Origin of the sequence: Rugamonas sp., from assembly GCF_025354735.1 — a bacterium.
Classification (GTDB): Bacteria; Pseudomonadota; Gammaproteobacteria; order Burkholderiales; family Burkholderiaceae_D; genus Rugamonas.
Window position 1 is genome coordinate 1 of the sequence record NZ_JANXMI010000216.1, and the last position, 11,709, is coordinate 11,709.

15 protein-coding genes are annotated in these 11,709 nt (G+C 66.6%); 10 read left to right on the plus strand and 5 right to left on the minus strand.

The features are described 5' to 3' along the window. Positions 1–9: 9 nt before the first annotated feature. A complete protein-coding gene (pdxA, locus tag Q0S71_RS17195; protein WP_295998423.1) occupies positions 10–1,107 on the plus strand; it encodes a 4-hydroxythreonine-4-phosphate dehydrogenase PdxA in 1,098 nt (365 codons plus the stop codon). Between the two features lie 63 nt (positions 1,108–1,170). Beyond that, positions 1,171–1,947, plus strand: a complete 777-nt coding sequence (gene rsmA, locus Q0S71_RS17200) for a 16S rRNA (adenine(1518)-N(6)/adenine(1519)-N(6))-dimethyltransferase RsmA (protein WP_295998384.1) — start codon at positions 1,171–1,173, stop codon at positions 1,945–1,947. Between the two features lie 241 nt (positions 1,948–2,188). On the opposite strand, the gene Q0S71_RS17205 is transcribed toward rsmA, so the two are convergent. Both Q0S71_RS17205 and Q0S71_RS17210 read right to left on the minus strand, forming a co-directional pair. Beyond that, entirely contained in the window at positions 2,189–2,788 is a 600-nt protein-coding gene (locus Q0S71_RS17205; protein WP_295998387.1) for a hypothetical protein, read from the minus strand. Positions 2,789–2,882: 94 nt separating this feature from the next. Further along, positions 2,883–3,512 carry a hypothetical protein gene (locus Q0S71_RS17210; RefSeq protein ID WP_295998390.1) on the minus strand — a complete coding sequence of 210 codons (630 nt, stop codon included), beginning with the start codon at positions 3,510–3,512 and terminating at the stop codon, positions 2,883–2,885. A 214-nt stretch (positions 3,513–3,726) separates the two neighbouring features. On the opposite strand from Q0S71_RS17210, the gene Q0S71_RS17215 reads away from it, so the two are divergent. Both Q0S71_RS17215 and hrcA read left to right on the plus strand, forming a co-directional pair. After that, positions 3,727–4,461 carry an HAD family hydrolase gene (locus tag Q0S71_RS17215; RefSeq protein ID WP_295998393.1) on the plus strand — a complete coding sequence of 245 codons (735 nt, stop codon included), beginning with the start codon at positions 3,727–3,729 and terminating at the stop codon, positions 4,459–4,461. 111 nt (positions 4,462–4,572) lie between these two features. Further along, positions 4,573–5,589 (plus strand): heat-inducible transcriptional repressor HrcA, encoded by a 1,017-nt coding sequence (hrcA, locus tag Q0S71_RS17220; RefSeq protein WP_295998396.1) that lies wholly within the window; start codon positions 4,573–4,575, stop codon positions 5,587–5,589. A gap of 31 nt (positions 5,590–5,620) precedes the next feature. Here the strand turns inward: hrcA and fur are convergent, their stop codons facing one another. Continuing rightward, a complete protein-coding gene (fur, locus tag Q0S71_RS17225; RefSeq protein WP_295998400.1) occupies positions 5,621–6,049 on the minus strand; it encodes a ferric iron uptake transcriptional regulator in 429 nt (142 codons plus the stop codon). Between the two features lie 78 nt (positions 6,050–6,127). Between fur and Q0S71_RS17230 the strand changes: the two genes are divergently transcribed. Genes Q0S71_RS17230 through Q0S71_RS17250 form a run of 5 tightly spaced genes read left to right on the plus strand, consistent with a single transcriptional unit; the run spans position 6,128 to position 9,077 of the window. After that, positions 6,128–6,778: an outer membrane protein assembly factor BamE gene (locus Q0S71_RS17230; RefSeq protein ID WP_295998403.1), complete on the plus strand. Its 651-nt coding sequence runs from the start codon at positions 6,128–6,130 to the stop codon at positions 6,776–6,778. Positions 6,779–6,794: 16 nt separating this feature from the next. Then, entirely contained in the window at positions 6,795–7,604 is an 810-nt protein-coding gene (dapB, locus tag Q0S71_RS17235) for a 4-hydroxy-tetrahydrodipicolinate reductase (RefSeq protein ID WP_295998405.1), read from the plus strand. 19 nt (positions 7,605–7,623) lie between these two features. Beyond that, the gene (locus Q0S71_RS17240) at positions 7,624–8,307 is read left to right on the plus strand and encodes a MotA/TolQ/ExbB proton channel family protein (RefSeq protein WP_295998408.1); all 684 of its coding nucleotides are present in this window, start codon (positions 7,624–7,626) and stop codon (positions 8,305–8,307) included. A gap of 19 nt (positions 8,308–8,326) precedes the next feature. Then, positions 8,327–8,749 carry a biopolymer transporter ExbD gene (locus tag Q0S71_RS17245; RefSeq protein ID WP_295998411.1) on the plus strand — a complete coding sequence of 141 codons (423 nt, stop codon included), beginning with the start codon at positions 8,327–8,329 and terminating at the stop codon, positions 8,747–8,749. A gap of 1 nt (position 8,750) precedes the next feature. After that, positions 8,751–9,077: a barstar family protein gene (locus Q0S71_RS17250; RefSeq protein WP_295998414.1), complete on the plus strand. Its 327-nt coding sequence runs from the start codon at positions 8,751–8,753 to the stop codon at positions 9,075–9,077. A gap of 103 nt (positions 9,078–9,180) precedes the next feature. On the opposite strand, the gene Q0S71_RS17255 is transcribed toward Q0S71_RS17250, so the two are convergent. Both Q0S71_RS17255 and Q0S71_RS17260 read right to left on the minus strand, forming a co-directional pair. Next, positions 9,181–9,405 carry a hypothetical protein gene (locus tag Q0S71_RS17255; RefSeq protein ID WP_295998416.1) on the minus strand — a complete coding sequence of 75 codons (225 nt, stop codon included), beginning with the start codon at positions 9,403–9,405 and terminating at the stop codon, positions 9,181–9,183. Positions 9,406–9,478: 73 nt separating this feature from the next. Beyond that, positions 9,479–9,844 carry a VOC family protein gene (locus Q0S71_RS17260; RefSeq protein WP_295998417.1) on the minus strand — a complete coding sequence of 122 codons (366 nt, stop codon included), beginning with the start codon at positions 9,842–9,844 and terminating at the stop codon, positions 9,479–9,481. A gap of 160 nt (positions 9,845–10,004) precedes the next feature. On the opposite strand from Q0S71_RS17260, the gene leuS reads away from it, so the two are divergent. Then, positions 10,005–11,709 (plus strand): leucine--tRNA ligase (leuS, locus tag Q0S71_RS17265; RefSeq protein ID WP_295998421.1); only part of this gene is annotated, 1,705 nt, incomplete at its 3' end.

Genomic DNA, 11,709 nt, shown 5'->3' on the forward strand with positions numbered 1-11,709 from the left:
GCCGCCGCCATGGCGACGGCGCGTCCGGCGGCGCGGCCGGCGCTGGCCGTCACCGTCGGCGAACCGGCCGGCATCGGCCCGGAAATCGCGCTGCGTGCGGCCTGGGCCGCGCGGGCCCGCGCCAACTGCGTGCTGATCGGCGACGCCGCCTTCTTGGCCATGGTCGCGGCCGAGCTCGACCCGGCCATCCGCATCGCGGCGCTGTCGCTGCAGGCGCTGCGCAACGGCGGCCTGCCGCAGTTCGGCCCCGAACGCCTGTGCGTGATCGACGTACCGCTGGCGGCCCACGTCGTGCCGGGTAAACTGAACAAGGAAAACGGCCGCGCCGTGCTGGCCACGCTGGACGCCGCCATCGCCGGCGTGCAAGCCGGCCACTTCGACGCCATCGTCACCGCGCCGCTGCAAAAGAGCACCATCAACGACGCCGGCGTCGCCTTTTCCGGCCACACCGAATATTTCGCCGAGCGCACCGGCAGCGCCCAGGTGGTGATGCTGCTGGCCGGCCAGCCGCACGGCCCGGCCGCCGCGTCGCCGTCGCCGTCTCCGACTTTGCCGCCGTTGCCGCCGTTGCGAGTAGCGCTGGCCACCACCCACCTGGCGCTCAAGGACGTGCCGGCCGCGCTGACCCAAGAGCGCCTGGCCGCCATTCTCGACGTCCTCGACCGCGACCTGCGCGCCAAGTTCGGCCTGGCCGCGCCCCGCATCCTGGTCGCCGGCCTGAACCCGCACGCGGGCGAGGGCGGCTACCTGGGCCGCGAGGAAATCGACATCATCGCGCCGGCCATCGCGGCGGCGCAGGCGCGCGGCATCGACGCGCGCGGCCCCTATCCGGCCGACACCCTGTTCCAGCCCAAATATCTGCAAGAGGCCGACTGCGTGCTGGCCATGTACCACGACCAGGGCTTGCCGGTGCTTAAGTACGCCACCTTCGGCCACGGCGTCAACATCACGCTGGGCCTGCCGCTGATACGCACCTCGGTCGACCACGGCACGGCGCTCGACCTGGCCGCCCGCGGCCTCGGCCTGGCCGACAGCGCCAGCATGGCGGCCGCCATCGACAGCGCCCTGCAAATGGTCGCCGCCAGCGGCGCCGGCCGGCCGGGTTGACACCGGCCACTCCGTTTTTTCCGCACCACCCCACACCCGCAGTCACCAGTAAAGAAGACCACCATGAAACACGTCGCCCGCAAACGCTTCGGCCAGAATTTTTTACATGACAGGCACGTCCTGTCGAGCATCACGGCGGCCATCGCGCCGGCGCCCGACGACGCCATGGTCGAAATCGGCCCCGGCCTGGGCGCCATGACCGAGCAGCTGATGCGCACCATCAAGATGATGCACGTCGTCGAGCTCGACCGCGACCTCGTGGCGCGGCTGGAAAAAACCTACAGCCCCGCCAAGCTGACCATCCACGCCGGCGACGCCCTCAAGTTCGACTACGCCTCCATCCCGGTGCCGGCCGGCCAGAAGCTGCGCGTGGTCGGCAACCTGCCGTACAACATTTCCAGCCCGCTGCTGTTCCACCTGGCCGACTTCGCGCCGCTGGTGCTGGACCAGCACTTCATGCTGCAAAAGGAAGTGGTCGAGCGCATGGTCGCCGCGCCGGGCAGCAAGGTCTACGGCCGCCTGTCCGTCATGCTGCAATGGCGCTACGACATGCAGCTGCTGTTCATCGTGCCGCCGGAAGCGTTCGATCCGCCGCCGAAAGTCGAATCGGCCATCGTCCGCATGATCCCCGTCGCCGCGCAACTGCCGTGCGACGCCGCCACGCTCGAGGCGGTGGTGCTGAAAGCCTTCTCGCAGCGCCGCAAGGTGATCCGCAACTGCCTGGCCGGCATGTTCACGGAAGCGCAGATCGTCGCCGCCGGCATCGACCCTTCGCTGCGGCCCGAGACCGTGGGCCTGGCCCAGTACGTGGCGCTGGCCAACCTGCTCAAGCCGGTCTGACCGGGAAGGCTCCGCGCGCGCCGGGCCCACGTGGCCGGCGCGCTTTTTTTCGGCCAAAAAAAAGCCCGCTGTTGAAAGCGGGCTGAATCCATTTCTTGGTGTAGAAGTGGAGGAGACAAGGCCATTATGCTGCGTCGCGGCATATTGCGCCAATTTATCTTTGGCATATCCACTATCACCTTTGTGAATATTGCCGGCGGGGCAATGTGAAGCGGCCCTGCCGGCGTTTTCGCTTGGTCGCTTACGATGCGGCGGGCGCGGCCACGCAATTGACGACGACGTTGCTGATGGCCGAGTCGCCCATGATGCCGGTGGGGTTCTTGTCGACGGTGCAGACCTGGCCGGTCGGGTTGGCAAACACCGACACGCCGTACGGCGAGCCGTCCGCGACCTGTTCGGTGAACTGGAACGACGTCGCGTTCGAGGCCACCGTCAGCGGCGTCGACTGGCTGCCGTTAATCAGCACCAGGCCGTCGCCCGTCAGGCCGTTGATGCTGCCGCCCAGGGGATAGGCATTTTGGGCGCACTGGAAGACGATCGCGATATTGGTCGTGTGGCCGGCCGAATCGGCCGTCGGGGTGAGCGGCGAGCAAGTCATGTGGGCCGGCTGCGTCTGCACCACGACGGAGTAGGGCGTGCCGTAGGGGATTTGATGCGGCATCGTGAACGTGGTGGAGAAGGCCGGCACCGCCAGCGTGTCGCTGCCGTTGGCCAGCACCATGCCCGGATTGCTCAGGCCGGTGATGGTGCCGCTGACGTTGAACTCGGCCTTGCCGCCGCAGGCGGCCAGGGCGGCCATCAGAACCAGCGCCACGGTGGCGCGCGCATACTTGATTTTCATGTAATTCTCCAGAGAGGGGGCGTCGGCGCGCGCACGGTGTGCAGGGCGCCGGAGGCCGCGGCGCAAGCGAAGCGCCGCCGCGGCAACGAGCGGTTTAAATACAGTTGACGGTCAGGCCCAGCGCGTCGCCGGCCGGCATGGTGCCGACGTTGTTGGCGGTCGAGATGGTGCAGTTGCCGCTGGCCGGCTGGGCCAGCACGTAGACGCCGAACTTGGCGCCGTCGGCGACCTTGACGGGGAAGGTGAAGCTGACCGGGGCGCCGGGCGCGCTGGACGACGGCGTCGGCGCCGCCACGTCGCTGCCGTTCGACAGCAGCAGGCCGTTGGATTTCAGACCGGTGACGGTGCCGCCCAGGGTCCAGGTGTTGGTGGTGCAGGACACCTGGGTTTGCTGCACGGTGTAGATATTGGCCGTGTTCTTGTTGTTGACGAGGGTGCAGAACGCGCCGGTCGGCTGGGTCTTGATTTCGATGTCGAAGCTGTCGTTGACGGCGATCAGGTTGGGGAACTGGAAGGCGGTGTCGCCGGCCAGCGGGCTGATGCTTTCCGTGCCGTTGACCAGCACCAGGCCGTTCTTGGTCAGCGAGGAGACCGACGAGCCCGGCGTCACAGGCAAGATAACGCCGCTGAGCAACATGCTGCCGCTGCCATTGCCGCCGCCGCAAGCGGCCAGGATGGTGGCGCACAGCAGGGCCAGGCCCGAACGCACTAACAAACTTTTCATAAAAAATTTCTCCAAAACGAATAAGATCGGGACGGCAGGCGCGCGTCCCGACAATTGGCGGCGCCCTGCTGCGGGCCCCGCATGGTACACGGAATTGGCGCCTATTTTAGTGCATTTGACCATGCCCGGCCGCAAACGCTTGTAACAGCCTGTGACGCCGCCGGCGCGGAAAGTGCGACAATGAACGCTTTCCCCGTCCGCCCCCGCGTCCGCCATGCCCGCCTCGATCCGCCGCCCGCACGCCATCCTGTTCGACCTCGACGACACGCTGTGGCCGATCGCCCCCGTCATCGCCCGCGCCGAAACCACGCTGCACGCCTGGCTGGCGGCGCACGCGCCCAAGGTGGCGGCCCGGTTCACCATCGAGCAGCTGCGGGCGCGCCGCATGGCGCTGCTCGAAGAACAACCCGGGCTGATCGCCAACCTGGCCGCGCTGCGGCGCGCCGGCCTCGACGAGGCGTTCGCGCAGGCCGGGGAGGACGCCGCCCACATCGCGGGCGCCATGGAACATTTCCTTGCGGCCCGCAACGCCGTCACCCTGTACGAGGACGTGCTGCCGGCGCTGGCATGGCTCAAGCGCCAGCCCGGGCTCAAGCTCGGCGTCATCACCAACGGCAACGCCGACCTGGCCGCCATCGGCCACGCCCACCATTTTGAACTGGCGCTGGCGGCGGCCGACTTCGGCAAGGCCAAGCCCGACCCCGCCATCTTCCTGGCCGCCTGCGCCGCGCTCGGGGTCGCGCCGCGCGACGCCATCTATGTCGGCGACGACTTGCGGCTCGACGTCGACGGCGCCCAGCGCGCCGGCCTGCGCGCCGTCTGGCTCCAGCGCCACGACGCCGGGACCCAGGCCCAGCTGGCGGCCGGCGTCCGGCCCGACGCCATCTGCGCCGACCTCGGCGAATTGACCGCCTGGCTGGCGCCGCAGCTGGCCGCCGGCAGCAGATAGCTGTACCGGGCGCGCCGCGAGCGTGCATAATGGGCATGAAGGGCGCGGCATCATCGGCCGCGTCGTTGGCCCCGACCGGCCCAACCGCTATTTCGTCGCCGACTCCGAATCATGCAACTCGACACTCGTGCCCAAACCCTGCTCAAAGCCCTCGTGGAGCGCTACATCGCCGACGGCCAGCCGGTCGGCTCGCGCGCGCTGTCGAAGATTTCCGGCCTCGACCTGTCGCCGGCGACGATACGCAACATCATGGCCGACCTCGAAGAACTCGGCTACGTGGCCAGCCCGCACACCTCGGCCGGCCGGGTGCCGACGCCGCGCGGCTACCGCATCTTCGTCGACACCCTGCTGACCGTGCAGCACTACGACGAGCACACCGTCGAAGGCCGCATGCAGCTGCAGGCGCCGCAGCCGCAAAAGATGATCGCCAACGCGGCGCAGATGCTGTCGTCGCTGTCGCAGTTCGCCGGCGTCGTGCTCAGCCCGCGGCGCGAATCGGTGTTCCAGCAAATCGAGTTCCTGCGGCTGTCGGAAAAGCGCATCCTGCTCGTCATCGTCGGCCCCACCGGCGACGTCCACAACCGTTTGCTGCTGACCGAGTCCGACTACACGCCGGCCCAGCTGATCCAGTCGGCCAACTATATCAACCAGAATTACGGCGGCCTGGCCTTCGACGAAGTGCGCACGCGGCTGCAAAACGAAGTGCGCCAGTTGCGCGACGACATGGGCCGGCTGATGCAGGCGGCCGTCGAGGCCGGCAGCGAGGCGATGGCCGACAGCTCGGACGACATGGTCATCGCCGGCGAGCGCAATCTCTTGTCAGTCAGCGACCTGTCATCGAACATGACGTCGCTACGCCAGATGTTCGACATGTTCGAGCAAAAGACCGGGCTGATGCAGCTGCTCGACGTGTCGAGCAAGGCCAGCGGCGTGCAGATCTTCATCGGCGGCGAATCGAATCTGGTGCCGATGGATGAAATGAGCGTGGTGACGGCGCCGTACACGGCGCACGGCAAGATCGTCGGCACGCTGGGCGTGATCGGCCCCACGCGCATGGCTTACGAGCGCGTGATCCCCATCGACGACATCACGGCCAAGCTGCTGTCGAACGCGCTGAGCCACAACTAAGACGCCGAAACGCCGCCGCGGCGACGCAGCCCTACTGCTTATGCGGGCAGGCGACCTTGACGCAATTGCCATAAATCGCCAGCGCGTGCTCGGCGATCTTGAAGCCGCGCTCGTGGGCGATGTTCTGCTGGCGCTGCTCGATCTCATCATCGAAGAACTCTTCGACCCGGCCGCAGTCCAAACACACGAGGTGGTCGTGGTGCGAACCCTCGTTCAACTCGAAAATCGCCTTGCCCGTCTCGAAATGGTTGCGGTTGAGCAAGCCCGCCTGCTCGAACTGGGTCAGCACGCGGTAGACGGTGGCCAGGCCCACGTCCATATTGTCGGCCAACAGGATTTTATAGACGTCCTCGGCCGTCAGATGGCGCACCGGACTGCTCTGGAAAATATCCAGGATTTTGAGGCGGGGCAGGGTCGCTTTCAGGCCGCTGGCCTTGAGGTCGGAGGGATTGTTACTCATGTTTGTTACTCGCAGATGGTTCATGTGCTTTATCATATAGCGTTTTGGCACTTACGCTCAATCGAATTGAGGACACTTATGCGCGTCACCCAGGCTTTATCGCAGTCGTTGCTGCACCGTTTTAATCGCCGTGCCGCCCTGGTGGGCGTGGTCTGCGTCGCCCTGGCCGCCTCCGGTTGCGCCAGCCGCACCACGCTGGGCGAGAAGCCGGCCGTGTCGGCCAAGGAAGACGGCGCCGCCGTCGTCGCCGACAGCGGCGCCCAGACCACGACGGTCACCAAGCTGCAAAAATTCATGTGGTTCTTCTCGCCTTACCGCCCCACCATCCAGCAGGGCAACTTTGTGTCGGAAGAAATGCTGAACCAGTTAAAAGTCGGCATGACGCGCGACCAGGTCAAATTCATCTTCGGCACGCCGCTGCTGCAAGACATGTTCCACGCCGACCGCTGGGACTACCCTTTCCGCCTGGCCAAGGGCGACGGCGAAGTGACGACCAGCCGCGTCGTCGTCTTCTTCAAAGAAGGCAAGGTCGACCATTTCGAGGGCGGCAACCTGCCCACCGAAAAAGAATACATCGCCCGCATCGCCGGTCCGGTCCGCACCATGAAGAAGGACGAGGCTGCCGAAGCGCGCCGTCCCGCGCCGGCCCAGGCGCCGCTGCCGGCCGGCACCGACAATGCCGCGCCGCTGCCGGTGCCGGTGACGCCGGTGCTCAACAACAAGCAATAAGATACGGAACCGCAGCATGACTGAGCTCAATATCGCCATCGCCGGCGCCGGCGGCCGCATGGGCCGCATCCTGATCGAGGCCGTGCTGGCCGCGCCCGACGCCCGCCTGTCCGGCGCGCTCGACGTGTCCGGCGCGCCCGCCGTCGGCCAGGACGCCGCCGCCTTCCTCGGCCGGCCGGCCGGCGTGGCCATCGCCGCCGAGCTCGCCGTCGGCCTGGCCGGCGCCGCCTGCCTGATCGACTTCACGCGGCCCGAAGGCACGCTGGAACACCTCGCTTACTGCGCCGAGCACGGCATCAAGATGGTGATCGGCACCACCGGATTCGACGCCGCCGGCAAGGCCGCCATCGCCGCCGCCGCCGAAAAGACGGCCATCGTGTTCGCGCCCAACTTCAGCGTCGGCGTCAACGTCACGCTCAAGCTGCTGCGCCAGGCCGCCCGCGCCCTGGCCACCGGCTACGACATCGAAATCGTCGAAGCCCACCACCGCCACAAGGTCGACGCGCCGTCCGGCACGGCCCTGAAAATGGGCGAGGTCATCGCCGACGCCCTCGGCCGCGACTTGAACGACTGCGCCGTCTACGCCCGCGTGGGCGAGACCGGCGAGCGCGACCCGTCGTCGATCGGCTTCGCCACCATCCGTGGCGGCGACATCGTCGGCGACCATACGGTGCTGTTCGCCGGCACCGGCGAGCGTATCGAGATCAGCCACAAATCGAGCAGCCGCGTCACCTACGCCCACGGCGCCCTGCGCGCCGCCCGCTTCCTGGCCGACAAGCCGAACGGCCTGTACGACATGAACGACGTCCTGTCCCTGCACGACTGACCCCGACCCGACCCCGACCATGACGCCCACCACCGAGCACGCCTTCACCCTGTCCCACTACTGGGAGCGCGGCGACGCCATCAGCCACGCCGTGTCCTATCTGCTGCTGGCGATGTCGCTGCTGAGCTGGTTCTTCATCCTGGCCAAGGGCTATGCCGCCTGGCGCACGCGCCGCAGCGCGCCGGCCGTGCAAGCGTTCTGGGACGCGCCGACGGTGGCCGACGGGGTCGCCGCGCTGACGCTGGCCGACCCCGAAAGCATCTACGCGCCGCTGGCCCAGCAGGGCGCGGCCCAGCTGGCCGCCGCCGGCAAGGCCACGCTCAGTGGCGGCCTCGGCCACGCCGAACAAGTCACGCGCGTGCTGCGCGGCGCCATCCACCGCTCCACCATGCGGCTCGAAGGCGGCCTGACGCTGCTGGCCTCGATAGGCTCGACGGCGCCCTTCGTCGGCCTGCTCGGCACGGTCTGGGGCATCTACCAGGCGCTGGCGGCCGTGTCGGCCTCGGGCGCGGTGCAGATCGACAAGGTGGCCGGCCCGGTCGGCGAAGCGCTCATCATGACGGCCATCGGCCTGTCGGTGGCGATACCGGCGGTGCTGGCCTACAATGGCTTCAACCGCGTCAACCGCCTGACGATCGCCGAGCTCGACGCCTTCGCCCACGACCTGCAAGCCTATCTGACCAGCGGCGCGGGCAAGCGCTAAGTCCACCGGGAAAACCACCATGTCATTCGGCAGCTTCAACCAACACCGCCAGCCCGGCGCCATGGCCGACATCAACGTCACGCCCATGGTCGACGTGATGCTGGTGCTGCTGGTGATTTTCATCATCAGCGCGCCCATGTTCACCAGCGCCGTCAAGCTGGAACTGCCCAAGGCGCAGGCGCCGGACAGCGAGCAGGCGCCGGCCACGGTCACGCTGGCCATCGACGCACAAGGCCGCATCTTTTGGAACAACGAGGCCGTCGAGCGGTCGGCGCTTGACGCCCGCCTGGCCGCCGCCGCCCGGCTGTCGCCCCAACCCGAGCTGCAACTGCGCGCCGACAAGGACACGCGCTACGAAGTGGTGGCGCAAGTGATGGCCGCCGCCCAGGGCCAGGGCTTGACCAAGCTGGGCTTCGTCACCGACCCCAAGAAAGGCAATTAATATGGCCAGCGCAGAACTGAACGGCGCCGCGATCGTCGACTTCACCACCTTCCACGCCGAGTGCGCCGCCGCCTTCGGCTTCCCCGACGGCTACAGCGCCACAATGGACGCCTGGGTCGACTGCCTCAGCTACCTGCGCGACGCCGACGGCATGACCCGCTTCCGCCTGAAGCCGGCCGAGCTGCTGGAAATCGTCATCAAGAACGCCGAGACGATGCGCCAGCAGGCGCCCGACATCCTCGAGGAAGTCACCTACTGCGTGGCCGGCATCAACGAGCGCTACGAAGACTACGGCGAGCGCCCGGCGCTGAAGCTGATTTTGCGCTGAGCGCCGGTGCGCTACACGAGCGGCTGCCGCCCGCGACTGGCGTGCCAGAACGCAAGAATAATGATCTGGGCGGCGGTGCGGATCGGAATCCGCAGCGGCAGTGTCACTCGGGTGGCTGGCGCAGGGAGGCCAGGAACTCGTCGCCGGAAATTGTCTCGCCGCGCCTGGCTTGATCCGAGGCGGCCAGCAGCTCCGCCTCCTCTTCTCCGGTCAGGTCGATCAACTCATCGGCATGCCGCACCAATACGGTCACCGTTGCGCCCTCGCGCAGATTGACGCCCTCGACCACCACCTTGCCGTCGATAACCGTTCCAGTAGCGATCAGCATGATGTGTTCCTCAGTGAGTAGTCACATTTGAATATAGCACACGCGTCGGAGCGCTACGCCGCCGGAAATCGCTTTAGCGCACGGCCTTGAGGTCGAACAGCGGGTTCTCGATCAGCCCGATGACATTGCCGAAGGGGTCGCCCAGCTCGGCCACCTTGATGCCGTCGCCGACCTCCTGCACCGCCGCGTGCACCGTGGCGCCCAGCGCGACGATGCGGGCGACGTCGGCCTCGATATCGTCGACGCCCCAGAACACCTTGCCGCCATCGGCGCCCGGCGTGCCGTCCGGCACCAGTCCCAGCTCGAAACCGCCGACCGCGTAGCCGACATAAAACGGCTGGTCGAAATACGGCGCCACGCCGAACACCTGCGTGTACCACGCCTTGCCCTGCTTTAGATCCGTCACCGGATAACACGCCGTGCGCAGTCCCTTAATCATGATGCCGCTCCATTACTGTTAAGAAAACAGCATCATGCCACGACCGATGGCGTCCGCGCAAAAGTCTTGCTGCTCACCGCACGCTCACAGCCAGCCCGACCCAGTATAATGTCCGGTTCATATTCCACTTTTGGCCGGGCCGCGCCGGGCCGCACACATCATGCAAGATAAATATAGTCCCGCCGACGTCGAACTAGCCGCCCAATCGCACTGGAAGGCCATCGACGCCTACAAGGCGGTCGAACACGACCCGCGTTTCCCGAAGGGCAAGTACTACGCTTGCTCGATGCTGCCTTACCCGTCGGGCAAGCTGCACATGGGCCACGTGCGCAACTATACGATCAACGATGTGATGTACCGCTACCTGCGCATGAACGGCTACAACGTGCTCATGCCGATGGGCTGGGACGCCTTCGGCATGCCGGCCGAAAACGCCGCCATGGCCAACAACGTGCCGCCGGCGCAGTGGACCTATTCCAACATCGCCCACATGCGCGAGCAGATGGAGTCCATGGGCCTGGCCATCGACTGGTCGCGCGAGATGACGGCCTGCAAGCCCGAATACTATAAGTGGAACCAGTGGATGTTCCTCAAGATGCTGGAAAAAGGCATCATCTACAAAAAGACCGGCACCGTGAACTGGGACCCGATCGACCAGACCGTGCTGGCCAACGAGCAAGTGGTCGACGGCCGCGGCTGGCGTTCCGGCGCGCTGATCGAAAAGCGCGAAATCCCGATGTACTACGCCCGCATCACCGACTACGCCGACGAGCTGCTCGACTACGCCGACAGCAAGCTGCCCGGCTGGCCCGAGCGCGTGCGCACCATGCAGACCAACTGGATCGGCAAGTCGACCGGCGTGCGCTTCGCCTTCCCGCATGCCATCATGGACGCCGCCGGCGCCCTGATCGGCGACGGCAGGATGTACGTCTTCACGACCCGTCCCGACACCATCATGGGCGTCACCTTCTGCGCCGTCGCCGCCGAGCACCCGCTGGCCGTGCACGCCGCGCAGACCAACGCCGCGCTGGCCGCCTTCAACGCCGAATGCAAGCTCGGCTCCGTCATCGAAGCCGACATGGCGACGATGGAAAAGAAGGGCATGCCGACCGGCTTGTTCGTCACCCACCCGCTGACCGGCGCGCAGGTTGAAGTCTGGGTCGGCAACTACGTCCTGATGAGCTACGGCGACGGCGCCGTCATGGGCGTGCCGGCGCACGACGAGCGCGATTTCGCCTTCGCCAAAAAATACGATCTGCCGATCAAGCAAGTGATCGCCGCCGACGGCAAGCAATTTTCCACCGACGCCTGGCAGGAATGGTATGGCGACAAGGACGTCGCCATCGTCGCCAACTCCGGCAAATACGACGGCCTGCGCTACGCCGACGCGGTCGACGCGGTCGCCGCCGACATGGCGGAAAAAGGCCTGGGCGAAAAGAAGATCACCTTCCGCCTGCGCGACTGGGGCATCTCGCGCCAGCGCTACTGGGGCACGCCGATCCCGATGATCCACTGCGGCGACTGCGGCGTGGTGCCCGTGCCGGAACAGGATTTGCCGGTCGTGCTGCCGGAAGACTGCGTCCCGGACGGCACCGGCAATCCGCTCAACAAATATGAAGCCTTCCTCCAGTGCGACTGCCCGCAGTGCGGCAAGCCGGCACGCCGCGAGACCGACACCATGGACACCTTCGTCGATTCGTCGTGGTACTACATGCGCTATACCTCGCCGGGTTCGGACAAGGCCATGGTCGACGAACGCAATGACTACTGGATGCCGATGGACCAGTACATCGGCGGCATCGAGCACGCCGTGATGCACCTGCTGTATGCGCGCTTCTGGACCAGGATCATGCGCGACCTTGGCC

What these genes read in the sequence shown, in the direction of transcription:
- Q0S71_RS17205 (WP_295998387.1), bottom strand. Translation starts at nt 2,788, where the DNA reads ATGAAAATCAAGTATGCGCGCGCCACCGTGGCGCTGGTTCTGATGGCC.
- pdxA (WP_295998423.1), top strand. Translation starts at nt 10, where the DNA reads ATGGCGACGGCGCGTCCGGCGGCGCGGCCGGCGCTGGCCGTCACCGTC.
- Q0S71_RS17260 (WP_295998417.1), bottom strand. Translation starts at nt 9,844, where the DNA reads ATGATTAAGGGACTGCGCACGGCGTGTTATCCGGTGACGGATCTAAAG.
- fur (WP_295998400.1), bottom strand. Translation starts at nt 6,049, where the DNA reads ATGAGTAACAATCCCTCCGACCTCAAGGCCAGCGGCCTGAAAGCGACC.
- dapB (WP_295998405.1), top strand. Translation starts at nt 6,795, where the DNA reads ATGACTGAGCTCAATATCGCCATCGCCGGCGCCGGCGGCCGCATGGGC.
- hrcA (WP_295998396.1), top strand. Translation starts at nt 4,573, where the DNA reads ATGCAACTCGACACTCGTGCCCAAACCCTGCTCAAAGCCCTCGTGGAG.
- Q0S71_RS17215 (WP_295998393.1), top strand. Translation starts at nt 3,727, where the DNA reads ATGCCCGCCTCGATCCGCCGCCCGCACGCCATCCTGTTCGACCTCGAC.
- Q0S71_RS17240 (WP_295998408.1), top strand. Translation starts at nt 7,624, where the DNA reads ATGACGCCCACCACCGAGCACGCCTTCACCCTGTCCCACTACTGGGAG.
- Q0S71_RS17255 (WP_295998416.1), bottom strand. Translation starts at nt 9,405, where the DNA reads ATGCTGATCGCTACTGGAACGGTTATCGACGGCAAGGTGGTGGTCGAG.
- Q0S71_RS17250 (WP_295998414.1), top strand. Translation starts at nt 8,751, where the DNA reads ATGGCCAGCGCAGAACTGAACGGCGCCGCGATCGTCGACTTCACCACC.
- Q0S71_RS17210 (WP_295998390.1), bottom strand. Translation starts at nt 3,512, where the DNA reads ATGAAAAGTTTGTTAGTGCGTTCGGGCCTGGCCCTGCTGTGCGCCACC.
- Q0S71_RS17245 (WP_295998411.1), top strand. Translation starts at nt 8,327, where the DNA reads ATGTCATTCGGCAGCTTCAACCAACACCGCCAGCCCGGCGCCATGGCC.
- rsmA (WP_295998384.1), top strand. Translation starts at nt 1,171, where the DNA reads ATGAAACACGTCGCCCGCAAACGCTTCGGCCAGAATTTTTTACATGAC.
- Q0S71_RS17230 (WP_295998403.1), top strand. Translation starts at nt 6,128, where the DNA reads ATGCGCGTCACCCAGGCTTTATCGCAGTCGTTGCTGCACCGTTTTAAT.